22 protein-coding genes and 3 pseudogenes are annotated in these 26,588 nt (G+C 52.5%); 10 read left to right on the top strand and 15 right to left on the bottom strand.

Translation table 11 applies throughout. From position 1 onward, the window contains the following. The first annotated feature begins 174 nt into the window (after positions 1-174). Positions 175-501 carry a four-helix bundle copper-binding protein gene (locus tag L3069_RS19065; protein WP_022649401.1) on the top strand — a complete coding sequence of 109 codons (327 nt, stop codon included), beginning with the start codon at positions 175-177 and terminating at the stop codon, positions 499-501. Between the two features lie 447 nt (positions 502-948). Beyond that, positions 949-1,545 (top strand): annotated as a pseudogene (locus L3069_RS19070) (LysR substrate-binding domain-containing protein); the annotation flags it as partial. Positions 1,546-1,586: 41 nt separating this feature from the next. On the opposite strand, the gene L3069_RS19075 reads toward L3069_RS19070, so the two are convergent. The 5 genes from L3069_RS19075 to L3069_RS19095 form a co-directional block, all read right to left on the bottom strand. Continuing rightward, on the bottom strand, positions 1,587-2,246 hold the full coding sequence (locus L3069_RS19075; protein WP_007897903.1) for an SDR family oxidoreductase: 660 nt from the start codon (positions 2,244-2,246) through the stop codon (positions 1,587-1,589). 294 nt (positions 2,247-2,540) lie between these two features. Continuing rightward, positions 2,541-3,377 (bottom strand): helix-turn-helix transcriptional regulator, encoded by an 837-nt coding sequence (locus L3069_RS19080; protein WP_023279881.1) that lies wholly within the window; start codon positions 3,375-3,377, stop codon positions 2,541-2,543. A 75-nt stretch (positions 3,378-3,452) separates the two neighbouring features. After that, positions 3,453-4,304, bottom strand: coding sequence for a DMT family transporter (locus L3069_RS19085; RefSeq protein ID WP_023279882.1), 852 nt, complete (start codon positions 4,302-4,304; stop codon positions 3,453-3,455). 106 nt (positions 4,305-4,410) lie between these two features. Next, positions 4,411-5,286 carry an MBL fold metallo-hydrolase gene (locus tag L3069_RS19090; RefSeq protein ID WP_017384065.1) on the bottom strand — a complete coding sequence of 292 codons (876 nt, stop codon included), beginning with the start codon at positions 5,284-5,286 and terminating at the stop codon, positions 4,411-4,413. Positions 5,287-5,368: 82 nt separating this feature from the next. After that, the gene (locus L3069_RS19095; RefSeq protein ID WP_158002126.1) at positions 5,369-6,301 is read right to left on the bottom strand and encodes a LysR family transcriptional regulator; all 933 of its coding nucleotides are present in this window, start codon (positions 6,299-6,301) and stop codon (positions 5,369-5,371) included. Between the two features lie 260 nt (positions 6,302-6,561). On the opposite strand from L3069_RS19095, the gene L3069_RS19100 reads away from it, so the two are divergent. Both L3069_RS19100 and L3069_RS19105 read left to right on the top strand, forming a co-directional pair. Continuing rightward, on the top strand, positions 6,562-7,686 hold the full coding sequence (locus L3069_RS19100) for an alkene reductase (RefSeq protein ID WP_023279877.1): 1,125 nt from the start codon (positions 6,562-6,564) through the stop codon (positions 7,684-7,686). 95 nt (positions 7,687-7,781) lie between these two features. After that, positions 7,782-8,090 (top strand): helix-turn-helix transcriptional regulator, encoded by a 309-nt coding sequence (locus L3069_RS19105; RefSeq protein WP_032415288.1) that lies wholly within the window; start codon positions 7,782-7,784, stop codon positions 8,088-8,090. Positions 8,091-8,636: 546 nt separating this feature from the next. Here L3069_RS19105 and L3069_RS19110 read toward each other — a convergent pair. The 5 genes and pseudogenes from L3069_RS19110 to L3069_RS19130 all read right to left on the bottom strand — a co-directional run. After that, positions 8,637-9,325: pseudogene (locus tag L3069_RS19110) on the bottom strand (IS3 family transposase); the annotation flags it as partial. Positions 9,326-9,415: 90 nt separating this feature from the next. Next, positions 9,416-9,844 (bottom strand): hypothetical protein, encoded by a 429-nt coding sequence (locus L3069_RS19115; RefSeq protein ID WP_017384060.1) that lies wholly within the window; start codon positions 9,842-9,844, stop codon positions 9,416-9,418. Between the two features lie 3 nt (positions 9,845-9,847). Next, on the bottom strand, positions 9,848-11,965 hold the full coding sequence (locus L3069_RS19120) for a hypothetical protein (RefSeq protein ID WP_017384059.1): 2,118 nt from the start codon (positions 11,963-11,965) through the stop codon (positions 9,848-9,850). Next, complete coding sequence (locus L3069_RS19125) at positions 11,953-13,719, bottom strand: hypothetical protein (RefSeq protein ID WP_007897920.1); 1,767 nt, start codon at positions 13,717-13,719, stop codon at positions 11,953-11,955. The genes L3069_RS19120 and L3069_RS19125 overlap by 13 nt, the downstream gene beginning before the upstream one ends. Further along, a complete protein-coding gene (locus tag L3069_RS19130; protein ID WP_007897923.1) occupies positions 13,706-14,953 on the bottom strand; it encodes a site-specific integrase in 1,248 nt (415 codons plus the stop codon). Before L3069_RS19130 ends, L3069_RS19125 begins: the two co-directional genes overlap by 14 nt. 613 nt (positions 14,954-15,566) lie before the next feature. On the opposite strand from L3069_RS19130, the gene L3069_RS19135 reads away from it, so the two are divergent. Next, positions 15,567-16,202, top strand: a complete 636-nt coding sequence (locus L3069_RS19135) for a hypothetical protein (protein ID WP_023279901.1) — start codon at positions 15,567-15,569, stop codon at positions 16,200-16,202. Positions 16,203-16,337: 135 nt separating this feature from the next. Here the strand turns inward: L3069_RS19135 and L3069_RS19140 are convergent. The 5 genes and pseudogenes from L3069_RS19140 to L3069_RS19160 form a co-directional block, all read right to left on the bottom strand. Next, positions 16,338-17,513, bottom strand: a pseudogene (locus tag L3069_RS19140) (YgiQ family radical SAM protein); the annotation flags it as partial. Between the two features lie 151 nt (positions 17,514-17,664). Then, a complete protein-coding gene (ftsP, locus tag L3069_RS19145; protein ID WP_023298607.1) occupies positions 17,665-19,077 on the bottom strand; it encodes a cell division protein FtsP in 1,413 nt (470 codons plus the stop codon). A 61-nt stretch (positions 19,078-19,138) separates the two neighbouring features. Further along, positions 19,139-19,876, bottom strand: a complete 738-nt coding sequence (gene plsC, locus L3069_RS19150) for a 1-acylglycerol-3-phosphate O-acyltransferase (RefSeq protein WP_022649406.1) — start codon at positions 19,874-19,876, stop codon at positions 19,139-19,141. Positions 19,877-20,039: 163 nt separating this feature from the next. After that, a complete protein-coding gene (gene parC / locus L3069_RS19155) occupies positions 20,040-22,298 on the bottom strand; it encodes a DNA topoisomerase IV subunit A (RefSeq protein WP_100167793.1) in 2,259 nt (752 codons plus the stop codon). A gap of 118 nt (positions 22,299-22,416) precedes the next feature. After that, a complete protein-coding gene (locus L3069_RS19160) occupies positions 22,417-22,818 on the bottom strand; it encodes a YgiW/YdeI family stress tolerance OB fold protein (protein ID WP_022649408.1) in 402 nt (133 codons plus the stop codon). A gap of 139 nt (positions 22,819-22,957) precedes the next feature. Between L3069_RS19160 and qseB the strand changes: the two genes are divergently transcribed. The 5 genes from qseB (at position 22,958) to lysM (ending at position 26,586) form a co-directional block, all read left to right on the top strand. Further along, positions 22,958-23,617 carry a quorum sensing response regulator transcription factor QseB gene (gene qseB, locus L3069_RS19165; RefSeq protein ID WP_038416731.1) on the top strand — a complete coding sequence of 220 codons (660 nt, stop codon included), beginning with the start codon at positions 22,958-22,960 and terminating at the stop codon, positions 23,615-23,617. Beyond that, the gene (gene qseC / locus L3069_RS19170) at positions 23,614-24,963 is read left to right on the top strand and encodes a quorum sensing histidine kinase QseC (RefSeq protein WP_038416732.1); all 1,350 of its coding nucleotides are present in this window, start codon (positions 23,614-23,616) and stop codon (positions 24,961-24,963) included. The genes qseB and qseC overlap by 4 nt, the downstream gene beginning before the upstream one ends. A gap of 104 nt (positions 24,964-25,067) precedes the next feature. Next, complete coding sequence (locus L3069_RS19175) at positions 25,068-25,649, top strand: NAD(P)H-dependent oxidoreductase (RefSeq protein WP_038416733.1); 582 nt, start codon at positions 25,068-25,070, stop codon at positions 25,647-25,649. Between the two features lie 30 nt (positions 25,650-25,679). Further along, positions 25,680-25,994, top strand: a complete 315-nt coding sequence (locus L3069_RS19180; RefSeq protein WP_038416734.1) for a putative quinol monooxygenase — start codon at positions 25,680-25,682, stop codon at positions 25,992-25,994. Between the two features lie 151 nt (positions 25,995-26,145). Beyond that, a complete protein-coding gene (lysM, locus tag L3069_RS19185) occupies positions 26,146-26,586 on the top strand; it encodes a peptidoglycan-binding protein LysM (RefSeq protein WP_022649412.1) in 441 nt (146 codons plus the stop codon). Positions 26,587-26,588: the final 2 nt, after the last annotated feature.

Genomic DNA, 26,588 nt, shown 5'->3' on the forward strand with positions numbered 1-26,588 from the left:
AATCTATCTCATTTCTGCATTGTGCCAGAAGTAGACATAGGTGAATTAGGTAACCCTAGAGATGCACTTTGAATCAATGATATGAAATGCTGAAAAGGTAATTAACTAATTCAAAATTTGAATAATCAGTTATCTCTTCCATGCTTAATACGTAACCTTAGCTAAGGAGAAATTATGTTAGACGAATACAAAAAATGCATCGAAGCCTGTTATCTATGTGCAACGGCATGTGATAACTGTGCGGCTTCGTGTCTCGACGAAGAGAATCTGGAGATGATGCGCGAGTGCATAAAACTGGATATGCAGTGTGCAAATATCTGCCGTCTTGCAGCTCAATTCATGACACTAAATAGCGGGTCTGCCCAGGATCTTTGCCGTCTTTGCGCTGATGTTTGTCAGAAGTGCGGTGACGAGTGTGGAAAGCATGAACATGACCATTGTCAGGATTGCTCAAGCGCTTGTCATCACTGCGCCGAACAATGCAGAAAGATGGCCGCCTGAGAAAAACTCAAATTACCAAACCCGCTTCGGCGGGGTTTTATATTCCCGGTAATAAGTCGTAGAAGGATGAGATAGATGAGTTTAAGAGTACGGGCGGGAAATAGATCTACTCGAAAGTACTAGCCTCAATGACAAATTCTGGCACAGATTATTTGATTGGCTCAATGTCCGTTTTCGCTGACAGCGGACTGCACCCCGCCGGGGTGACCGCTTCGTGCCAGAATTGGACGTTTCCAAAATCTGCATGCACTAATCGGTGGAGAGCAGATCTCACTGCATAGCCATGCAGACGCGCAGAAATCATCAGGGGCGTTTGAAAGGTGCCGGAAACAGGCGGGAGGCCGCAGAAACGTGCTGAGGGCGCCTGCGGCGGTGCGCCCAAGGGTTGTTATGTTTAATATGGCAGAACTTTCCTGTCGCTATCATTTTGACGCCCGCTATTCGCTCATAGATATGCCTGTCGCGTTTGCGGCTTTACTTGTTATACCCAACCTGCCTGATTTTTATCGCCAGCATCCCGGAATTGAAATTATCCTGAGCAGCTCAGACCGCCGACGGAATATGCTGCATGATGGCCTGGACTGCATACTGAGGGTGGGGGAGCTGGACGATGGCGACTATATCGCAAAGGAGGTGGGAACCGTTAAAATGACGACCTGCGCCAGTCCTGCGTATCTTGATCAACACGGCACCCCGGAAACAATGGACGAGTTGCAGCAGCATCAGGCCGTCAACTGGATTAACAGCAGCAACAGACAAGTTATGCCCTGGACATTCGGGACGTCAGAGGGCTCCACCGAAATTGAACTTCCAGGCAGGCTTGTCGTGGATAACTCAGAAGCCTACATTGCAGCAGGCCTGGCGGGGCTGGGAATACTACAGGGCATGAATATTTTTTTGCAGCCTTATCTCGATCGCGGGCTGTTGGTAGAGGTTCTGCCAGATAATACGTCCCCGAATCGCAAACTGTAACTTCTGTATCCGCACCGCCATCTCTCCCGAAAAGTACGGGCGTTTACCGACTGGCTGGAAAGTTTATTGTAAACGCCTGGGGGCCTGCAGCCTGCTGGTACGTGCGCTGCCTTTTATCGGCCCGCCAGCTTCTGTATGGCTTCACGGACAGGAGCATCGCCAGACGTCAGCTCAATGATGACGCGGCTGACGGCAGGTTGCTCAATGAGTTCAGCCAGCGTAGCCGCCACGTCATCACGGGGCACGTTACCATACGGGATGGCCAGGCCGGCACGTACATAACCCGTACCAGTCTTATCCTGCAGCGCGCCGGGGCGCAGGATCACCCAGTCAAGCTCGCTTTGTGCTAGTTCCACATCGGCCATTTTTTTAACACGCATATAATTTTCGAATGATTCAGAAGTGGTTTCTCCCCGTGCGGACTCCGGGAATGCAGAAACGAGCAGAAAGCGAGACACACCGGCACTGAGGGCGGCAGCTACCGACTTTTTCAGCCCTTCGCCGTCGACCGCATTGGTCATCTCCTGTCCCCCCTTACCGCCGGCACCGGCAGTAAACACCACTGTATCACTACCTGCAAAGTGCATCGCCAGCGCAGCTGCATCCAGCTCTGTCAGGCTCCCACTGACGGGCTCAGCACCCAGCTCGCCTAGCAATGCCTGCTGCTCTGGCTTACGGTAGAGGGCACGAACAGCATGCCCCCTACCTGAAAGGATCCTGCACAGACGCTGGCCGATTTTGCCTGCACCACCGATAATGAAAACATGAACCACAGTTGTCTCCTTCTGGGGTTATGATGTGTCCGAAATTATAACCTGACATCAGGTCAGTTCCTTTGAGCCTGACCGATTGCACTGCATGCTGCTGCCAGCACCAGACAGCTGGTCAGATACTCAGTTGTTCTTATAGCTGAGAACAACAGCCGTACCGATTTAGCTCTCCCGTCACGATGAGAACTCCTGAACCGGTTACACGCAATGCCGGCCAATATCTTCCGTTATATTCGAAAGATCCACGCAAGTTACTGAAGTGCGAGGGACGCAATGTGTACCTTGAACGAACTGAAGTCAGCGGAACCCTGAAGGTTCGATTCCATAGCGTTCAGAAAACTGCTTGCTGAAGCTCGATAGTGAATTGTAACCCACCCGCCCCGCGACCGTTTTTACCGGCAGCGTCGATGTCATCAGCAGGCGGAGAGCCTCCGCGATACGTGCATCGGCGATAACTGAGCGTAAGCTGGTTGACTCACTGGCCAGGTGGCGCCGAAGCGTGGGGCCACTGAGTCCCGTCAGATCTTCAATTTCAGCAGCACTCCAGGGATGAGCCGGTTTGTCCGCTACCATCTGACGGATTTTCATGGCCAGACTTGGCTGCCGGGCTCGCAGCAAAGCATGGTATCCCATGCCATAAAGCCAGAGCACCACTTCAACCATGGCGTGCAGGGAAAGCGGACGCTTCCCTTCCCGCATTGCGGCTGTCCAGCGGTTAAGGGGTGAAAGAAGAGCTGATACGGAAATGGCTGCGATGCTGCCGGTGTCCTGTGGTGGTGGTGCGGCAAGTAACAGCCTGGCTGCTTCAAGCTGTTCCTCCGCGAGCACCACGCTCAGGGCAACAAACTCACCACTTTGTTCTGAAGGGGCATATTCTATATCGATGCTACGGGCATTCGGGACGACCATAATCTCGCCCGGGATCACCCGGTGCCATTTCTCATTTTCACGATACCGGAATTCTCCTTCCAGCGGGAAGGAAAGGGTCGCACCTTCCACCTCGAACTTCTTTACCTGATGCGTCTGTTCTGCGCGAAGGCAATCGCAGGGAAGTGGAAAACGGGAGCGTGCCAGGGTAAGAAGCTCAGCGAGGAGATCATCAACGGGAGAATCGGAAAAGCTGACTGTTTGCATATTCATCCGGAATTTGACTTTGACCGCTATTATACGTCGCCATATACAAAAGCATACAGCGACGCGTGCGGTTGTCTATTCCCGGATGACAAAAATCAGGCCGATTATAGTTATTGCCATACCCACAAGCATGGGCAATGTAATGGCCTCTCCAAACAGCAACCACGCTTCAGCTGCCGTGAGAATGGGAACCAGGTAAAAGTAAGTAGCGACTTTGGTTGCTTCACCGCTTCGTATCATAAAAATCAGCAACATAATCGCCAGAACCGATACGCCAATAACCAGCCAGCCCAGACCCAGCGCAAATGATAAGCTCCACTGCGTCGGAGCAGATTCGAACATCAGGCTAATTGCACCCATCGATATTGTCAAAGTGACGTACTGTAAAAACGTGTTCGCAAAGATATGTCCATCTCCCTGAGCACGGCGCTGATAAAGCGCTCCGATCGTTACGCCAAATAACCCCAGCATGACCGACCCAAAAGCCACAGGATCCAGTGCAAAACTATGCTGGCCTGGCGAGAGCACCAGGAAAACGCCCGCAAAGCCAATCGCAATACCCAGCCATTTCCGGGGATGCAGGGACTGACGGTGCATGAGTGAAACCAGTATTGCAGTCAGTACCGGCTGCAGGCCGGTGATGAGCGCCACAATGCCTGACGGCATGCCACGATGGATGGCATAAAAGCATCCGCCCAGAAAGAAGCTCTGCAGGAAAAGTCCGACAATCAGGTTGCGAACCATTCCTCTGCCGGACGGAAAACGGGCCCTGAACCCCAGTGTAAGCAGCAGAAGGACCAGACAGGAAAATGCGCCACGCAGGAATAAAAGATGAAACGGCGCGCTGTACTGCACGGTAAATTTGGCTGCGACAAACCCTGACTCCAGAGGAATACAAAAAGCCAGGGCGCAAGAGTAATGAGCCATTTTTTTGTGAGGCAGTGATATTCATAGTATTGCAGGTGGGTTCTTGTCGGGCGATATGAAAGGGGATCTTCCCGGTCACTATTGTGTGCACCGGGAAGGAAGGTGATCAGACTGCGGGTGACCACAGGTCGTAATTCAGTGCGAAGCTGTTACCTTCACGGATAACCTTACCGGTAGTAGGCAGGTTGAAGTGCATACCACTGACAGCCAGGTTATCGCTCGCTGCGCGGTCAAGCACTTTGCTACGGATGGCCGCCGCCGCCGCAGGATCGCTGTCGAACGCGATAGTAACGTCAGGCTGAGCAACCTGAATGTGCGGGAAGTGAACAATATCACCCCAGATGAGCAGCGACTCTTTTTCATCACCCAGCAGATAACCGGTATGTCCTGGTGTATGGCCGAACAGCGGTACAGTCTGAATACCTGGTAAAATCGCTTCCTCGCGGAATGGCACCAGTTTGTCGTCATAAGCGCTGAAGGCGTTCCTTGCTACTTCAAAGAACGGCTTGAATGCGTCAGGCGCGCCAGCGGAAATGGTTTCATCACGCCAGAAAGCGAGTTCTTTCTCATGCACAAACAACTGCTGAACATTGCGGAAAACGGGAGTCTGCAGGGGGCCTGCAAGCCCGCCGATATGGTCAGGATGCGCGTGAGTCAGGAGAAGGGTATCAATCTGAAGCGGGTCAATGCCTGCCGCGGCCAGGGCTACCTGAAGCCGACCGCCCCAGCCATTGATACCTCCGGCACCACTGTCAATCAGGATGGTTCGCTCAGGCGTCTGGATAACGTAGACGTTGATATTAATACGGGGTACTGCTGGCACACCGCGCTTCTGCAGTAAATCCTCGGCACGTGAGCCGTCAATACCAGACAGCAGCTCAAAAGATACGTCCAGATAGCCATCACTCAGCATGGTCACAGTCATGTCACCTACTTTTTTGCGATTGATAGCCGGGGCCTGCCAGTTCAGTTGTGAAGTCATATTGGTCTCCGTTACGATTAGAGGTCATCAGGTTTTACTTTAGCAATAGTAACGAAATTTCTGGTTCGAACTGCTCATCCTGCTACGTAAACCGCTCATTCTTAAAATCCGGAGCACAGCAGGTTATATTGCTTTTGCCTTTCTCATGTAAGGTGTCGGTATTATCTTTACCGGAGCCTGTAATGGACATTATTGGAATTATCATGTCGGCGGGAAAAGCCTCTGACCAGTCCTCAAGCACCCGACAATAGTGTCCCGCCTCAATCCCCGCCAGGGCAGAAGACTCCGGCAGGTAGGCCAGGCCGTAGCCATCTTTTACTGCCTGAAGCATTGGATAAATGCTTGAAAAAGTAAGCTGCCCGTCCACTTTTTTCACAATCTCCCCCTGCCTGACAAATTCCCAGCCATACAGCGGGCCTGTGGGTGACAGACGTATATTGATGCAGTCATGTTTTTCCAGCTGAGAGGGATGTAGCGGCAGACCTCTTTCTGCAAGATAGGTGGACGATCCAATGACGACAAACCGTATGTCCGGTGCGATTCGGACGGCCACCATATCCTTTAATATGTCATCACCAATTCGGACTCCGGCATCAAAATTGCCCTCAACAATGTCGACAAAACCGTTCTGCTGCGACATTTCCACCTTGATATCCGAATATTTTTTTAGTAACGGTGACAATCGTGGCCAGAGACATTCATGAATCATGTGATCTGATACCGTAAGTCTGACCAGCCCAGCCGGTGTATGGCGCAGTCTCTGAAGAGCTGTCACGCCCGCTTCAATGCGCGCAAGACCGGGTTCAAGCGTCAGTAATAATTGTTTACCGGCTTCGGTGACAGCCACCCGCCTGGTTGTACGCATAAGTAACGGCATGCCAACGCGCTCCTCGAGACGACGTATCGTGTGTGAAAGCGTGGATGCCGAGATCCCGAGGCGGACAGCAGCCCGTGAAAAACTGCACTCCTGTGCTACTGCCATGAATGCAACATAGTCATTAAAATCGTGACGCATACCGTTCCCGTTCAGGATCTCCGATAACATTATCAGAACCATTTAGGTTCATGATGCCGATTCTGTGAGCCATCAGGCAACCCCCCCGTTCCGCTCATCCGATCATAATTTTTATAAATCTAGATATTGGTAAATCTCAATATGTGGAATAAAGTGTCGTGGTTCTGCGGCTACATCGGCCGAACGACGACATGCCAGGTCGTAAATGCTGAGACATGGCGTTTCAGTGATATTGAAAATTCGCTATATCAGGATATGTAATGAAGACGAAAAACCTGTTCTCTCCCACCAGACTAGGTCCCTACACCCTGAAGAATCGTGTTGTACTTCCGCCTTTAACCCGCTCACGGAGCTCACAACCGGGTGATATTCCGAACGAACTGATGGCTGAATATTACGCACAGCGCAGCAGTGCCGGGTTTATGGTGACCGAAGGAACACAAATCGAACCTCGTGGGCAGGGTTATGCGTGGACCCCGGGGATCTACAGCTCACGGCAAGTGGAAGGCTGGAAGAAAGTGACGCGGGCAGTGCATGAAAAAGAAGGCATCATTTTTGCCCAGCTCTGGCATGTCGGAAGAGTATCCCATAACTCCCTGCAGCCATGTAACGCCTCGCCTGTCGCTCCGTCGGCGATACCGGCAGGGGAAAACGTTAAGGTATTCATCGAAACCGGGCCGGGAGAGGGTGCGCTGGCTACCGCTTCCTGCCCCCGCGCACTGGAAAAAGAGGAAATTAGTGAGATTGTCAGGATGTACGCCGGGGCAGCTCAGAACGCCCTTGATGCCGGTTTTGACGGTGTGGAAATTCACTGTGCAAATGGATACCTGGTTAACCAGTTCATGTCATCCCATAGCAACAAAAGAGAGGATGAATATGGTGGCTCATTACATAACCGGCTGCGGTTTCTGCGCGAAGTGACGCAGGCTGTCGCTGATGTGGTCGGTAAAGACCGTGTGGGAGTCCGTTTTGCTCCGCTCTTTCAGACCACGGATGAAGTAAGGGTCTATCTTGGCCTGGTGGAAGATGATCCCCATGAAACCTATACCGAAGCCGTTAAAATTCTTGAAGAAATCGGAATAGCCTATATTTCTCTTGCTGAAGCCGACTGGGATGATGCTCCCGAATTGCCTGAAGCATTCAGAGCTGAAGTCCGTAAGTTATTCAGCGGTGTAATTATGTATGCCGGGCGATATACGCAAGAAAAAGCCGAACGGATTATCGGTGCTGGCTGGGGAGACATTATCGGATTTGGCCGCCCGTTCATAGCTAATCCGGATTTACCGCAGCGCCTTTATCATGAATGGCCACTGAATCCGGTCGATCCAACAACCATGTATGGTGGAACGGCAAAAGGCTACACAGATTATCCCGCCTTTGGCTAACCATTCTTATGAGCATCAGCTTTTCAAAAGCTGATGCTTAACGTAGAGAAGTATCGTAACATTGCAATTCCTCAATGCGACAAGTGACAGAGTTTATGCCTGATATTGATTTGAATGACGTGATTAAGGCGCTGGGAAACCCTGTTAGAAGAAAAATTCTGCATATGCTCAAGGAACCGAAAATACACTTCCATCAGCCTTATGCTGATGCGGACGAGTTCGGTGTGTGTGTCAGTATCATTCAGGAAAAGGTCGGGCTCTCACAGTCTACCGTTTCTCTTTACCTCTCAGCTCTTCAACGGGCACAACTTGTTACTTCTCAGCGCATCGGTCCCTGGACGTACTACAAACGTGACAATGATAAAATAAGGGTTGTTCTTGAGTTGCTGAAAAATACAATCTGATACAGGACTGAGCACATTCAGTGTAACAGTACCGGGGGTTCGTACTTGCGATCCCGGCAGGCATTCCATGAAAGCGCACTAATTCCTCAATATCAGGCTGCAGACCGGTCATAAGAGGCTAATAGTTTTGCAAAATATCCACCAGTTTGGGTCAAATCACTCTGTCGGTTGGTGTGCATACTCGGTGCAAGGACCTGCAGATATTTAAGATGGCGGATAGCTTGTTACAGTGCCGCTGATGACATTCCGACCCTGTTGCCGTCCGGGTAAGATAATACCTCTGACAGCGGTCATAAAAGCCCAACATAATTGTCTTTCGAGCCATATATTAATCGCTCATCGCGCTCTCTTTTTCGAAGAGGTGTCACTTAATCATGATCGGTCAGTACAAAAAGACAGTGCTTTTCCAAATTCCGGACGGTTGTATGCGAAAACGGTGAAGCTCAACAAATGGTGTCATCGCTGTGCAATGCTCTGCGGGCTCATTCTTTCAGTTAACTGTTTGGTTACAGCTTCAATGAAGTATTTCAGTTAATTCACAGCGAGGGTTTGAGGAAACCACGCTGTGATTACCCAACGCTCATCCGGAGCATCCGGATTGAACTGTCGCTGGAGCTTGTTGGGCGACACGATACTGGCCTCGCCTTTACATGCCCTCGGGCTCCGGTATCCGACCTGAGCCTTTATCCCGACACGTTTCATCAGTCGCCAGACTCTGTTCACTCCGCACTGTTGCCCGCTGTCCCGCAGATCCAGATGGATTTTGCGATAACCATAGACGCATCCCGATTCCAGCCAGAACTGTTTAATCTGTCCTGTCAGTCTCAGGTCTGCCTGATGGCGTTGTGAATGCGGCTGCTGAAGCCAGGCGTAAAAACCACTGGGATGTTCATCCAGCACCCGACAGAGCAGGCGAACAGGCCAGCAATAGGTGTTGTCACGAATAAAGGCGTACCTCAGTCGGACAGCTTTGCGAAGTACGCCGCGGCTTTTTTTAATATGTCCCGTTCGTCGGTAACCCGCTTCAGCTCTTTCTGAAGACGGCGGATCTCGGCCTGAGCATCTGACTGTTCTTTATTAGTGGAAGAATCCGGACCGTAGTTCTTTATCCAGGCGTAAAGACTGTGGGTGGTGATATCGAGACGCGTTGCAACGCTGGCAACAGAATAACCGCGATCAACAACCTGTTTGACTGCTTCAATTTTAAACTCTTCAGGATAACGCTTACCGCTCATGGGCACCTCTCTTTAAGTCATCTTAAATGACTCTGAGGTGTCTGTTAAACCTGTGGCGATTCACCTCGCGTCCTTCCGTTCAGTATAGCCTCAGTCCCTGACACCACCCGAGAACGGAATGACGTCCCCTTTCTCCCTCCCGGTGTTGCGTTCAAGCTCCCTGACATACTGCTGTAAAAGTATAAGGTTATGTAACAGCTCTACATTTTCAGCCATCATCTTTTTGATTTCTTCCCTCAGCTCATTTCTCTGACGGCGATACTTTTCTTTCAGCTTGATCTGCTGCTCAATGCCCTGCTCATCAACCGGCGCGGTGCCCTGGCACGTTTTTTTCAGACTGCGGATAGCCTCCCTGACCTGCCTGTACTCAGGACAGTTATAATTCAGGGTGCCGTTTGCCAGCCCCGCTCGTTTTTCCACAGCATACTGGCTGATACGCTCCCCTGATAACATCAGTTCCCTCAGGGCCTGCTCTGCTCTTGCCTGTGTTTTTTTAACCCCCGACTGTTCGTTCGTCATGCTCTATTCATCCTTTTCAAAAAAACGGACAGCATCTGCATAAAAATCTCTCTCAAGCATCAGAAAATCCCTGTCAGCCTGAGGAGCATTATTTCGCACGGCAATCTCCAGAAGGTTGTCATAATGAGCCATCCTGCGTTTCCACACGGGAACAGAATCAGCTCCGGCCAGCATGTTCTCACATCCCGGATTGCAGGACGCTGACTGAACAACCGCCTTAAACTCGCAGTCATGGCCATTCATGCAATAAAAACCGTTTCCAAGAGATACCAGTTTTTGCCCGCCTCGTTTAGCCATGCTCATCGCTTTTTTCAGTGTAGGAAACGTCATCTGATGTAAGTGCCCACCTCTCTGGGACATCAGTAACTTCCCGCCTTCGCCATAAAGCAGGCCTTCATGCTGATAAGAAACAGCCCTGGAAGCTGAGAGTTCGGTATCAACCCTCTCAATCTCGGCAGCGAATGCCTGAGGGATCGCCCGGCTAAAATGCGAAGCGTTGAGTGCACCGGACATATACCACTCCGTCATGCCTCTGATTAAGTGCTTAAACTGCCGGATAAGATCATTAGTAGAAATCAGATCAAGACGCCTGAGGTGTACAGCAAGTGAACGGCGAAACTGATGGGTTCGCAATGGCCAGAAAGCCCCCTCCCGAATCTCCATCGCAACGCGTTCATCATCACGTATGTTTGGATTTAAAAGCCTGAACTCATCAATATGGTCACGTCGGATGAACAGATGGTGTCTTTTCACAAATTTCTTTGCCCACTCAGTCTGGCGCTGCGTCCCCATAAAAGAGAGTTTTTGCTCCGAGAACCACGACCTGATATTTAAAGACAATGGAACATTGTCCAGCGTCTTCCCGTCCAGGCCTGTCATGATTTGATTAATTCTGCGTAAATGCTGAAAAGGCTTTTCCACATAGCGACAAACAACCCAGTCTTCGTGACTTCCACCTTCCGGGGCGAACTTATGCAACACCGAACGAAGTCCCAGGATATCACCATCATAAATCAGTGAACCGTGCATCACGCCAAGCACTTCGCTGTGTCTCATCCCCGACATGGCCTGTATCACATTCATGACTTTTAACGTCAGCTCAAAATGCCAGGTGTTCAGCTTTATGTGATCAACGCCAATAAAATCAGATCTCCAGCGCTTATTTTTATGTACCGAGAACCAGCCCTGCATCCCGGGGCCAAGTGTCGCGAAAAGCGCCCGAATTTCCCCGGCAACAATATTGTAGTAATACGCGGCCCGGTAATCCGGTATGCTTTTTGCTGTCCCTCTTTTACGGGCTTCCAGCATCGACGTATAGTAAGGCGAATCATAAAAACCGTTTATGATAGCGCACAGCCGGGAAAACCCGTCAAAATCGAAATCACTGATTTCAGCATCCAGTTCAGTAATCAGCCCTTCCCAGACAGACATCATAAGACTGAAAGGCATACAATATGTCTGGTTTGAATCATCCACACTGTTGTAACTGTCGAAGCTAATATCAGGAAAGTAACCGTATTTTCGAAGACGGGTATGACCTGTCAGCGAGATATCCGCCAGGTCCATAAAGTAATTACGTAATGTTCTTTCAGAACGCTTCCTGCCGTGCTCATCCTCCTCCTTCATCTTTACAATGAAAGCATTCCGGACAAGCGGAAAACGAAGCTGAAACAGACTGCGATACCCCATAGACTCAATAATACGGGCTCCCGCCACAATGTTTGCACATTTCCGGATCAGGGACTGCGTCTTCGCGGTCCTGCCGACAATCCAGAGCAGGCTGGCTGAGATGATTTTGGCTTCAAGACGCAGTTCAGGATCCCGTATGCCTGAAAAATTAACGGTTCTTAACGTTTCACCAATATGGGTTCTGACATAGCGATTGGTCCAGACATCATCCCTGAAATAAATATTCAGCGTCTCCTCATTGATAAAACGCATATCATGTTCATCTGAGCTGGCGATAACCAGGCAGTTATTCAGACGTTCAAAGCTTTTGTTTTCTAGTGCCTCACAGATGATATCCTCAGTCGGAAACTCATCCCCTGAACGAAGCGGCGTTCCGGCAGGAAACTCCGCCATTCGACTACGGCTTACCTCTTTTTTCTTCAAATCTGCCATACCGGAGCCACACCTTCTCGCTGAAGTTTAACGCGCGCTTTTTTCAGGGTCGCCTCATCTACCAGCCCAAGCCGTAAATCAATCTTCAGGAGTAACGTTTCATAACGCTCCACAGCATTGACCGAACCGATGTACAACGGTTTTCCATACTCGATAGCATGCCTGAATGACAGCAGGAGCCATACAGACTCCAGCGTTTCCACAACGCAACTTTTTGAACATTCGACACAATGAGAAAAATCCGCACAAGCCTTTGGTGTCCGGCCAAATCGTTTTTGCTTTTTTATAAAGCGCAATTCAATATCTGTAGGCGGCTCCTGCGATCGACATCCCAGGCCATTCAATAAAAGATCCACACCCTCATCGCTTCCACGCAGATCGATCCCCAGCTCATCAGCAACTTTTACCCGCTCGGATAACGCACGTGTCGCAATCCCCTGATTCATAAGCGTATCAAGTGCAGCACTGAAGTTTTCCTTCGCCCCCTGTGGGTTACCTGCAGCATAATTCCGCCTGTAAGTGCCCCAGTTATGCTGTGCTTTTTCCGCCGTAATCAGACCATTCTTTAATGTTCTGTCCGTATACTGCTCAGACGTTTTGCGCAAGCCAGAAACGGTAATTGATGGAAGCGAGGGATTAAGCTGCCGCATCGTGGCCCACGCCCCCTCAGAGTTAGAAAATTTAGTCAGATGACTGGGATTAAGAGAATAAAGCTTACGGAATTTCACCTGCGGCTCACTCAGAAACAGCGCCTGTACCGGAGGGAAGTTATCTGCGGAAACCAGATAGTTAACGATGTCGTCCCTGAGCCTGATAAAAGACAGAAACCAGTAATAGCCCGCACGTTTGGTCACATACTCCGATTTACCTATCGTCAGACGTATATACTTATTCGCTCTCCCCTTATAAACATAATCAGTGCTGATACCCTTTTCATCCAGATGTATATCATCCCGCGTCAGACCCAGAACCTGAGAGGTGTTTCCCCATGTGTGGTAACAGAACAGAAAAAAAGAAGTAAGAAAGTAATTTTCCAGAACGTCCCTGATGATGATCTCTGCCCTGCTGACCCCGTTCTCTCCCGGATACCGGAAATACGCTTCATAAACAGGTGCCAGCAAAGACGGTGAGAAATGCCGCACCCCTTTTTCCGATTTAGCGATATGCTCCCGGATACATCCCGCAAGGAACTCATTCATGGATGACAACTGCCTCAGGATCTCGGAAAGTTCATTCCTGGTATAGCTATCCCTTCCCTGCTGCTGATACGTTCCTTTCGGTAAGAATTCATATTCATACCGCCTCTGAATCTGCCCGCCCGTAAGCAAAAACCGGTTGACCACGGACAAGTAGTGTCTTGCCATCCTGACTGAAATTTTTCGCCGACGAATATCGTTCATGAGATGTTTAATATACATTTCAACGCCTTCAGCCGTGCCATAGTCATACTGATTGACTGACTGCCATATAAAAAACATATTGAGATAACGGAAAATGGTTAACCTTCCGGCGGGACGGTAAGACAGAAGAAATCGTTTCAGAGAGGCAATAAAATCGCGTTTTTCAGGGCGGGCAAGATGCGAATGTTCACTAAACCATCCGGGGAGCAACACATAATCTGAAAAATGAGCCTGAAGATAAACGTCAAGTAAATAATATCGGTTCAGATCCCGCTGAGTGATGTGTCCGCTGACCGTCTCCCATGACAGCACATTTTCGGCCATCCACGTTATCTGCGTTTCACTCCGGCTCATATATGGCTCCATCGCGACCTGCAGCACCGTCAATCAATGCGTCCATGACCCCGGCGACTGCATCAGAAATCTGGTTTTGCTGAAGAAAGACGATGTATTTCATCGTCGTATTTTCGCTTTTATGGCCCATCCAGTATTTTACTGTACCCAGCGCATTTGCGGCCTGATCGGGATAGCAACTCAGTGCCGAGCGTAAAAAATGGGTCGCAAACGTTGCCCGCAAATCATGGGGTTTATGTCTGAACACATTTCCCGGAGCAGACCGGGCCAGGCGATGGCGAAAACTGTACCAGCGGGAGTAAAAGGCTTTTTCAGACATCCGTTTCCCGTTTGCCATTAAAAATAAAGGCTCGTGCCGCCCTTCCCCACCCTGTCGTGCACGCCATTTTTGGATCTTCTTTTCATACTCCTCATCCGCCAGATAATCCAGAACCTGCTCGTACAATCGTCTGGTGATGAAGAGTTCTCGCGTCATCCCAAACTTCGTATGAACTCCGCATCTCGGACCAATATGAAGCCCCCTGATGGTCAACTCAGATACAGGGACACTGGCAAGGTACTCTTCAGTAAAGAGTGACGACGGCAGGGTCAGCATTTCATCCAGCCGTAACCCACAATTTTTCATCAGCACAATCATTAAACTGAACAACCCGGACTCAGATTTCAGTGCCTCATCCAGGATATGAACCTCTGCATCATTCAGTGGGTTGATTGTCCTTTTTGTTGTGCTGGTTATCCTGATGGCAAGATCCGAACTTATCACCTTGCGTCGCCCGTCAACGACTTTTTCGACCAACGTAAAAAATGAGCTGGCAGCCAGCTCACCACACTTGCCCAGAAATACGTAAAACCGTCGGATAACGCTGATGTACACCGCCGCGGTGGATGAGGCGATGCGCCCCTGCCTTACGGCCCCCAGAAGATACTCCCTGAAGCCATATGTAGGGCTTTGGTATTTCAACGTTCCCGGGGTGAAAGGGTCAAGTCCGTTATCCTCCAGCCACCTTATCCAGCGTAAAAATGCCCGGGCTAAAGGCTTTAAATCCCTGGCCTGCAGGATAGCTTTATCCATAAGATAAAAGTGTACATATCGGCTCAGTTTTCGATTCTGGATGCCGCTAATATAAGGTATTTCAGCATACAGAAATCCGGGTTCAAATTTCAGTTTCGGCTCTGTTGCATCCAGTTTGCTGACACGCCCATAACGCGCATGAATGTTAGTGATTATCCTCACAGTCTGTCGCCCTGAAACGCCACCTCATGCCTACACTATAAATCCGGAAGAAGAAAAAACAAACAACCAGGTTGCCGGGAGTGAATATGCAAATCAGGAGGAAAGTAAAAGATGTAACGACACCATCACGATGCAATACATTGACCTCAACACGTTACCCGGACCATACGTGATAAACATCACAAATCCTTTGAGTGAAGAACTTAAGATGTGATTTTCATTTCCCGGCACAAACCGTGCCCTTAAAAAACAGGCAACGGATACATCTTAATGCCAGAAGTAAACCTTAATTGATTGAATACAGCCTGAGTCCATTGCAAAAATAACACACAGGGTAAATTCGCATATACAGAACCCAACGAAAAGCAAAAGAAACCTGTAACACATTTCGTTTACCTGTCACTTTCAATTGTAAAAGCCAGCAGAAAAAGCGCATATAACTATATTTATCCCTGCGGGGACTTTTGTTTGTGCTATATATTTTTTACAGAGAACCGCAACGCGTCCAAACACAAGAATATATTTACCTCTGGAAAATGGTCTGACTCCCTTTCACGTGGTTGTAGTGACCTGTTCTGTGATTCATGTAATGTCTTTTCTGGATGAGGAAAATATGTCATCACTGATATTTTATACAGACGAAGCACAAGCACTGATTGTAACAGATACCCTTGCCGTCACCGATAATGGGGAGCCGTTATCTTTTGTTTCCAAAGCAGGTTACATCCCCCAGCTAAGAACCATCATAGCAGGTACGGGGGCAGGTGGATTTTCTAACACCTGGTTGCTTGAAGCATCAACCAGAATGGTCGTATCAGGTATACAAAATCTCAATTATCATACATCGGCCTGTCTAAGGAGGCTGTGGAAACAATACAAGCATGACCATGCAATTCCCTCTTCTTCAACGGTGACAACCAGTGTTTATCAGTTCGCAATTTGCGAGGAAACAGGAAATATCGTTTCGTTCGCCTATCGCTCAGTCCATGATTTCGAATCAGAGCAATTACAATACGGAACAGGAGTAAAACCTGAGTGCCAAATCCTGGATGGGGATTTGTTGCAGACAATTCCTGTAATGATGAATGAACAAAGGGCTATACAGGCGACATACTCACACCCGGAACGGATCCATATTGGCGGTGAGATGATTGCGCATTATCTGACATCATCTATGTATCAATGCTTTAAGATTGGGGAATTTGAGGATTTCAGAACTCAGGGAGAGTATATATTGAGCAGGATTTAGGCAAAACGCGGTTCAGATAAAGTGCTTTTAACAGGCTTGCTGAACATTAAAAGGATATCTCTCAATTACGATGAATAGCTTGAATTCTAAAAATAGAAAAGTAGAGTTTAACTCTAAATACATAAAAACAAGAGTAAAGGAGCACCCGCCGAAGCAGCCGCGCATGATGTTGACCGAGAAGCGGATCATCTCGTACGCCGGAATACGGCTGTTGCCATATGACGGATGCGGCACACGCTTGTACGGCAGGGCAAAAACGCTGTCCATCTCTTCGGTAGAGAGCGGGATCGCCGGCGGGTTAACCCAGATATAACGCTCGCCGTGCTTTTGCATCAACGCGCGGGCACAGCCCGGGTTGGTTTCATGGTGCAGAATACGGGAGGCGTGTGCGTAGAGCACCTTGTCAGCTTTGACCTTCTCATATGACGGCAGCAGCACATAGGTCTTTTCCCACGGCTTCGGACGCGGCGGCTGCACCACCACGGCCTTTGCTTCCGCTTTCTTCGGCTCAACTGGTTTGTTATCCGCGCACGGCAGATCGTCACCGTACGGGTGCGGGATAGGGTCGATTTTGCCCGGCATATCGATAATGCGGGAATCCACCCCGCTCCAGCCCGGCAGCGCCTCTTTCACCATGATCGCGGTGTTGCGCACGTCGCGGATCTCGCTGACCGCTTCACCCTGCGCCAGGCGATGCGCCACTTCCACCAGCGGACGCTCGCCGTTGCCGAAGATCAGCATGTCGGCTTTCGAATCCACCAGCACCGAACGGCGCACGGTGTCAGACCAGTAGTCGTAGTGCGCGGTGCGGCGCAGGCTCGCCTCGATGCCGCCCAGGATCACCGGCACGTCTTTCCATGCTTCTTTGCATCGCTGGGTGTAGACGAGGGTCGCGCGATCGGGACGTTTACCCGCCACGTTGTCAGCCGTATAAGCGTCGTCATGACGCAGCTTACGGTCCGCGGTATAGCGGTTGATCATCGAGTCCATGTTGCCCGCGGTCACGCCAAAGAACAGGTTAGGTTTACCCAGACGCATAAAATCGTCTTTGCTGTTCCAGTCAGGCTGAGAAATAATCCCCACGCGGAAACCCTGAGCTTCCAGCATACGGCCGCAGATCGCCATGCCAAAGCTCGGGTGATCGACATACGCATCACCCGTCACCAGAATGATATCGCAGCTGTCCCAGCCCAGTTGATCCATCTCTTCCCGGGACATCGGCAGGAACGGCGCCGGTCCAAAGCAGGCTGCCCAGTACTGGGGCCAGGAGAAGAGGTCGCGATCCGGCTGGATCAGGGAAATTGCGCTCATAATGCTTCCGAAGAAAAAATAGACAAAAGGAGCGGGATTATACGCTGGTTTATCGGGGGAAATGAAGGGGTATTTATTGCCCGGTGACGCTACGCTTACCGGGCCTACGGGCCTGTAGGTCGGGTAAGGCGAAGCCGCCACCCGACTCGTTTTACGGTGCCGGATTCACCAGCATCTGCCCTACCGACCCCCTGTCCATCATCTCCAGCGTCTGGCTGTGGAACAGGAACGGGAAGTGCGGCCATGACGGCTGTCCATAGTAGACGAGCAGTTCTACCTGCCCATCCACCCAGACGGTGTCTTTCCAGCCCCTGTCTTCCGGGAACGGCATCGCCCCGTTGACGTTGCGGATCAGGAATGACACCCCTTCAATATGGAACGACTGCGGCATCTCCGAGCGGACGGTCCAGCGCTCCCAGGTTCCCTGCTGGGCGGTGATATCAATACGGTTTACGTCCCACAGCGCACCGTTGATGCCCGGATCGTCGCCAAGGCTGATATCGCGACTGCGTACTGCAGGGCCGGTCACAATTTCTTGCGGCAGCAGGCGCATCGGCAGACTGTCGGTCACCAGCGGCAACAGGCCGGTCGGGCGCAGCGTCAGCACCAGCGTGGAGACCAGAACGCTCGACGGTTCAAAGAAGCCGCGAATGCGGTCAACAATGCTTGCCGCTTCGCCGCAGGTCACGGACACTTCATCCCCGTTGGTCATATCCACGAGGATTTCACGACGTTCGCCCGGCGCCAGCGCCAGCTGTTTCACCGACACCGGCGCAGGTAATAACCCCTGATCGCCTGAAATCACATGCAGGGCGCGGCCGTCGCTCATTTGCAGCAGGTAGCGGCGCGAGTTAGAGGCATTCAACAGACGCAGGCGCACCCAGCCACGAGACACTTCGACATACGGGCTTTGCGCGCCGTTAACCAGCAGCGTATCGCCCACAAAGCCACCGCTGCCCGGCTCGCTGTACTCCGGCGTACCGAAGTTATCCAGACGCTTGTCCTGAATAATGATCGGGAAATCATCAACACCGTAGTGATTCGGGATCGGCAGCGTTTTACTGACCTCATCTTCAATCAGCCACATCCCGGCCAGGCCGTTATAGACCTGCTGGGCGGTGCGGTTCGGGGTGTTGGCGTGATACCACAATGTCGCCGCGCTCTGACGAATCGGGAGGACGGGCGCCCAGTCGGCATTCGGCGACATCATGCGCGCCGCGCCGCCCATCAGCGGCCCCGGCACCTGCAACCCACTGACGGTCATTGCGACATTTTCCGTCGTCCGGTTACTGTAGATGAGCTTGACGTCATCCCCATTCCACACGCGAATGGTCGGCCCGAGGTAGCGTCCGTTAATGCCCCATACCTGCGCGCGCGTTCCCTGGGTAAAGGACCAGTGGCTACGCTGAAGCGTGAGGAATAGCGGCTGTCCGCGACGGGATTCAATCAACGGCGGAATAGGCAGCGGCTGTTGCTGCCCGGCGGCGCTGGCTGTCCGCGGCATCGCACCCGCACAAAGGGCGATACCCGAAGCCTGAATAAACTGACGCCGACTGAGTGACATATAAGCTCCATCTGAAACGACTAACAACGCGGGAATTCGTTTTCCCTTGAACGAAACCGGGTTAAATCTTACCGGCGGCTTCTCGCTCTGCAACTTCTTTATCGAGCTGTGCAATGTGCTGAGCCATCAGCTCGCGGCAGTGCGTGGCCAGCTCGCGCACCTGGTCTTTACCGTATTTGGAGGTATCCACCGGCGGTAGCATTTCGACAATGACCAGTCCGTTTTTCAGACGGTTAAGATTAATCTTATTCGATGTATTGGAAACGCACACGGGAATAATTGGAACGCCTGCCGCAATTGCAGCATGAAACGCGCCGGTCTTGAACGGCAGCAGGCCGCGACCGCGGCTGCGCGTCCCTTCCGGGAACATCCAGATTGAGATCCGGCGCTTTTTAAACTGATCCACCACTTCCGCAATGGTGCCATGCGCTTTCGCACGGTTGTTGCGGTCAATCAGCAAGTTACCGGTGAGCCAGTACAGTTGGCCGAAAAGCGGGATCCACAGCAGGCTCTTTTTCCCGACGGTTACGGTCGGCGGAATAACAATATTTGAGGCCGTCACCATATCGTAGTTGTTCTGATGGTTAGCGATATAGATGGCGTTACCGAAATTCTCCGCCCCTTCAGGCAGACGCTTTTCAACCTTCAGGCCGAACAATGGCGCAAGGCGACCAAACATGTGCCCGAACGTCGCGACATGTTTTGGGTTACGCGGGCTGAACAGGCAATAAATCGATCCGAAAATACAGACCAGAATGCAGTAAATAACGGTAAGAATAAGACGAACAATGTATAGCATAGCGACCTCTGAAGCCCTGACAGCTGACAATTATACTTCACCTGTGGCCAGGTAAGGACTTTATTACGAGCGCGTATTGTTAATCGCAACGCACGAATTAACAACGTTTTTACGGGAAATTTTATGGTAATCCCCCTCCGGAAAGAGGGGGGGATGAAACAGGTTACTCTTCGCTGTCGTCCGCTTTGCTGCGCGCCGGCGAGTCGATCTCCACGCGGTCGATGCGCTGCAGGCCACGCATCAGTGAGCCGCGACGTCCGCGCTCGCCAACCACCTTCTGCAACTCTTCCGGACGCAGTTTGATCTTACGTTTGCCGACATGAATGGTCAGCGTGCTCTGCGGCGGCAGCAGGAAGAGATGCGCCAGGCTATCTTCGCCTTTTGCCGCTTCCGCTGACGGGATACTGATGATCTTGTTGCCCTTCCCTTTCGACAGCTCCGGCAGATCGCTGACCGGGAACATCAGCATGCGTCCGGCAGCGGTGATCGCCAGCAGCATATCGCTTTCGTTCTCGATGATCAGCGGCGGCATGACGTGGGCGTTATCCGGCAGGCTGATCAGCGCTTTACCGGCGCGGTTACGCGACACCAGATCGTTAAAGGTGCAGATAAAGCCGTAGCCAGCATCAGACGCCATCAGCAGTTTTTGATCGTCGGCTTCCATCAGCATATGGTCAACCGTGGCGCCCGGCGGCAGCGTCAGCTTGCCGGTCAGCGGTTCGCCCTGCCCGCGCGCGGACGGCAGCGTGATCGGATCAATGGCGTAGCTGCGGCCCGTGGAGTCGATAAACGCCACCGGCTGGTTGCTCTTGCCCTTCACCGCCGCCTTGAAGCTGTCACCGGATTTGTAGCTCAGACCCGGCGCGTCGATATCGTGGCCTTTGGCGCTACGCACCCAGCCGCTCTGGGAAAGCACGATGGTCACCGGCTCGGACGGCAGCATGTCGTGCTCGTTCATCGCCTTCGCTTCTTCGCGCTCATGCAGCGGAGAACGACGGTCGTCGCCAAAGGCGTCGGCATCGGCCTGCAACTCTTTCTTCAGCAGGGTGTTCATCTTGCGCTCGGACGCCAGAATCGCCTGAAGCTGATCGCGCTCTTTTTCCAGCTCGTTCTGCTCGCCGCGGATCTTCATCTCTTCCAGCTTAGCGAGATGGCGCAGCTTCAGTTCGAGGATCGCTTCAGCCTGGGTTTCGCTGATGCCAAAGCGCGACATCAGGGCAGGCTTAGGTTCGTCCTCGGTACGAATGATCTCAATCACTTCGTCAATGTTGAGGAACGCCACCAGCAAACCTTCGAGGATATGCAGGCGCTTAAGCACTTTCTCCAGGCGATGGTTCAGACGGCGGCGCACCGTATCGCGGCGGAAGGCCAGCCATTCGGTGAGGATCTCCAGCAGGTTTTTCACCGCCGGACGACCGTCCAGACCAATCATGTTCAGGTTGATGCGGTAGCTTTTTTCCAGATCGGTAGTGGCGAACAGGTGGTTCATCACCTGCTCCATATCCACGCGGTTAGAACGCGGCACAATCACCAGACGGGTCGGGTTTTCGTGGTCCGATTCGTCGCGCAGGTCGTCCACCATCGGCAGCTTTTTATTGCGCATCTGGGAGGCAATCTGCTCCAGCACCTTCGCGCCGGAGACCTGGTGCGGAAGCGCGGTGATCACCACGGCGCCATCCTCTTTGGTCCATACCGCGCGCATGCGCACGGAGCCGCGGCCGTTCTGGTAGATTTTACGGATTTCCGCACGCGAGGTGATGATCTCGGCTTCGGTCGGATAGTCCGGCCCCTGCACGATCTCCAGCAGATCGTCCAGCGAGGTTTTTGGCTGCTCAATCAGGGTGATGGCCGCTTTCGCCACTTCACGCAGGTTGTGCGGCGGAATGTCCGTCGCCATGCCCACGGCGATACCGGTCGTGCCGTTCAGCAGGATGTTCGGCAGACGCGCAGGCAGCATTTTCGGCTCCTGCATCGTACCGTCGAAGTTTGGCACCCAGTCGACCGTACCCTGGCCCAGCTCGCCCAACAGCACTTCGGCATATTTAGACAGACGGGATTCGGTATAACGCATCGCCGCGAAGGATTTCGGATCGTCCGGCGCCCCCCAGTTCCCCTGACCATCCACCAGCGGATAGCGGTAAGAGAACGGCTGGGCCATCAGCACCATCGCTTCATAGCAGGCGATGTCACCGTGCGGATGGTATTTCCCCAGCACGTCACCGACGGTACGGGCGGATTTCTTGAACTTGGCGGTCGCATTCAGCCCCAGTTCGGACATCGCATAGACGATGCGGCGCTGAACGGGCTTCAGGCCATCCCCGATAAACGGCAACGCCCTGTCCATGATGACGTACATGGAGTAGTTCAGGTAGGCGTTTTCCGTGAATTCATGTAGCGCGAGGCGCTCTGCCATATCGCTCATTACGTGTGATTCCTCAACTCAGAAACCGATGGGTTTCAGGCAATATTGCCGCAGATACTACCTCATCTGGCGAGTTGAGTCACAAAGAAAAAGGGCCGCTCATGCGGCCCTTTCCGGGTTATTTGTTCAGCTTGATAACCTGCTTCACGTCGATTTCAAACTCGTTCCAGTCTTTATCGATTTTACCCTGGAGTTCGACTTTATCCTGGGGCGTCACCGTCACGCCGTTCCAGCGCTTGTGGTCGATCTCCACCACCACCGTGCCGCTTTCATCGCGGAAGGTGTAACGGTCATCGGACAGGCGCTCGGTAATATTACCGCGCAGCTTCACCCAGCTGTCGTCCTTCATATCTTTGACTTTAGCCGCGGTAGTGAGGTTGGCGTTATTATCGACAAAGCCACCCTGCTGGGTTTGCGTCTGGGTCTGTGTCGCAGATGGGCCAGAGAAGCCACCCTGTGCAGCAAAAACAGGGGCAGTGGTCATCATCATGATGGCAGCAATTGCAGCGTATTTTTTCATCTTAATCTCTCCCTTTAATGTCGTTTCACAATCCATTAAACAGGGTAAACCTTAACAACTTCTTAAGGGGAAAATTTATTTATTTTTACTGTACAGCAGGCGCTTGCAGAAGGTTTACTGACGGCATCAAGGAGGAAATATGCGCATTTTACTGGTAGAAGACGACAAACTCATCGGCGATGGCATCAAAGCGGGCTTAAGCAAAATAGGCTTTAACGTGGACTGGTTTACCGACGGTAAAACCGGGCAGGCGGCCCTGTACACCGCGCCGTACGATGCCGTGGTGCTGGACCTGACGCTGCCGGAAATCGACGGGCTTGAGATCCTGCGCGCCTGGCGCGAAAGCGGTAAGAGCGAACCGGTGCTGATCCTCACCGCGCGGGATGCGCTGAATCAGCGCGTCGAAGGGTTACGCCTGGGGGCGGATGATTACCTGTGTAAGCCGTTCGCGCTGATTGAAGTGGCAGCCCGCCTCGAAGCGCTGGTGCGCCGCAGCCACGGGCAGGCGCGCAGCGAGCTGCGTCACGGCAAGGTCACGCTCGATCCGGCAAGTCTTGTCGCCACGCTGGAGGGCGAAACGCTGGTGCTCAAACCCAAAGAGTTCGCCCTGCTGGAACTGCTGATGCGCAACGCGGGCCGCGTGCTGCCGCGCAAGGCCATTGAAGAGAAACTCTACAACTGGGATGATGACGTCTCCAGCAACGCCGTCGAAGTCCACGTTCATCATTTACGCCGCAAGCTCGGCAGCGAATTTATCCGCACCGTGCACGGCATCGGTTATACCCTGGGTGACGCATGAAACTGACCCAACGCCTGAGCCTGAAGCTGCGCCTGACGCTCCTCTTTTTGCTGCTGTCCCTGGCGGCCTGGTTTGCCGCAAGCGTGGTGGCCTGGCACCAGACGACCGACAAGCTCGATAAGCTGTTCGATACCCAGCAGATGCTGTTTGCCAAACGGCTGCTGACGATGGACGTGGACGAACTCCGCGCCCCGGAACGCATGCGCGAGGTGCCGAAAAAAGCCAAACACGGCCATCTTGACGACGATGCGCTGGCCTTCGCAATCTTCACCGCAGACGGCAGCATGGTGCTTAACGACGGTGAGAACGGGCGCGACATACCTTATCACTACCGCCGGGACGGATTTGATGACGGTCGGTTGCAGGATGACAACGACGAATGGCGTTTCCTGTGGCTGACCTCCCCGGACGGAAAATACCGCGTGGTGGTTGGCCAGGAGTGGGAGTACCGACAGGATATGGCGCTGGACGTGGTCAGCTCGCAGCTGACGCCGTGGCTGGTGGCGCTGCCCGTAATGCTGCTGTTGCTGATTGTCCTGCTGAGCCGGGAACTGAAACCGCTGAAAAACCTGGCGCAGACCCTGCGTTCACGCTCGCCGGATGCGACCGATACGCTGCCCACCCACGGCGTGCCGACGGAGGTTCGCCCGCTGCTTGATGCGCTTAACCATCTTTTCGCCCGTACGCAGGAGATGATGGCCCGCGAGCGCCGCTTCACCTCGGATGCCGCTCATGAGTTGCGCAGCCCGCTGGCCGCGCTGAAGGTGCAAACCGACGTGGCGCAGCTTTCCCTTGACGATCCCGAGGCGCAGTCTAAAGCGCTGGGGCAATTGCATGCGGGCATCGACCGCGCCTCCCGGCTGGTGGACCAGCTTCTCACCCTGTCGCGCCTGGATTCACTGGATAATCTTGATGACGTCGAACCCGTGATGATGGCCGATTTGCTGCAATCCGCGGTGCTGGATATCTGGCATCCGGCGCAGCAGGCGGGCATTGATATTCGGCTCAACGTCAACGCGCCCGAGGTAATGCGTCACGGACAGCCGCTATTGCTGAGCCTGCTGGCGCGTAACCTGCTGGACAACGCCGTTCGTTACAGCCCGCGCGGCAGCGTGGTGGACGTGACGCTGAACACCCTAAGCTTTACCGTGCGCGACAACGGCCCGGGCATTTCAACCGATGCGCTGGCGCGTCTCGGCGAGCGCTTTTATCGTCCACCGGGCCAGGACGCCACCGGCAGCGGTCTGGGGTTGTCTATTGTGAAGCGCATCGCGGCGTTACACGGGATGCGCGTCTCGCTGGGCAATGCGCCTGAAGGGGGCTTTGAGGTGACCGTCAGCTGGTAGCCATTATTGCGCTGAGCGCAAAAGACTTTGCACATTTTGCTTATTTTTCCGCTCCGTCCTCGCGCGTAGAATACCTGGCATACTCTCAGCATCGAGGACAAATAATGAGCAACATTCTGATTATCAACGGCGCGAAAGAATTTGCGCACTCTAAAGGCCAGCTCAATGACACCCTGACCGAGGTCGCGGATGGTTTCCTGCGCGACGCCGGACATGATGTTAAGGTCGTGCGCGCGGACAGCGATTACGACGTGAAGGCCGAAGTGCAGAACTTCCTGTGGGCCGAAGTGGTTATCTGGCAGATGCCGGGCTGGTGGATGGGCGCACCGTGGACCGTGAAAAAATACATGGACGATGTGTTTACCGAAGGTCACGGTTCGCTGTATGCCAGCGACGGCCGCACCCGCTCAGACGCGTCTAAAAAATACGGTTCCGGCGGCCTGTTGCAGGGCAAGAGATACATGCTCTCCCTGACCTGGAATGCCCCGCTTGAAGCGTTCACCGAGCAAGATCAGTTCTTTGAAGGCGTAGGCGTAGACGGCGCGTATCTGCCATTCCACAAGGCGAATCAGTTCCTGGCTATGGAGCCGCTGCCGACCTTTATCGTCAATGACGTAATTAAAATGCCAGACGTCCCACGCTATATCGCAGAATATCGCAAGCATCTCGCGGAAATTTTTGCTTAACTGGTAGCCTGGAATTAGAAGGAGTTAATTATGCTTACCGTTATTGCTGAAATCCGTACGCGTCCTGGCCAACATCACCGCCAGGCGGTGCTGGATGAGTTCGCAAAGATCATCCCGACCGTACTGAAAGAAGAAGGCTGCCACGGCTACGCGCCAATGGTGGACGCCGCCACCAGCGCAAGCTTCCAGGCGACCGCGCCAGACTCGATCATCATGGTTGAGCAGTGGGAAACCGTCGCGCACCTTGAAGCGCATTTGCAGGCCGCGCATATGAAAGCGTGGAGCGACGCGGTGAAAGGGGACGTTCTGGAAACCCATATTCGTATTCTGGAGCAAGGGGTTTAAGTTCTGTGAAATTTACCGGGTGGCACTGCGTTTACCCGGCCTACAACTTCCCTCCCAGGCCCGGTAAGCGTTAACGCCACCGGGCTTTTTTTATCACCTTAACACTCAACTGCTATGCTTATTCTGACTTCATGTTAAACAGGAGGATGGAATGGGTCTTTTTAATTTCGTAAAAGAAGCAGGCGAAAAGCTGTGGGACAATCTGACCGATCATAAGGGTCAGAGCGACAAAATCACCGAGCACCTCAAGAAACTCAACATTCCCGGTTCCGATAAGGTTCAGGTTGACGTCACCGACGGCAAAGCCAGCGTGACGGGCGACGGGCTGACGCAGGAGCAGAAAGAAAAAATCCAGGTCGCCGTCGGCAACATCGCAGGCGTCAGCGAGGTGGAGAACAACATCACCGCGACAGATGCCAAAGATGAAGCTACTTACTATACGGTGAAATCCGGCGATACCCTGAGCGCGATCTCTAAAACCGTGTACGGCGATGCTAACCAGTACAACAAGATTTTTGAGGCTAACCGCCCTATGCTCTCCAGCCCCGATAAAATCTATCCCGGCCAGACGCTGCGTATTCCTAAAGCATAACG

The organism is Enterobacter cloacae complex sp. ECL411 (assembly GCF_021869665.1).
Classification (GTDB): Bacteria; Pseudomonadota; Gammaproteobacteria; order Enterobacterales; family Enterobacteriaceae; genus Enterobacter; species Enterobacter intestinihominis.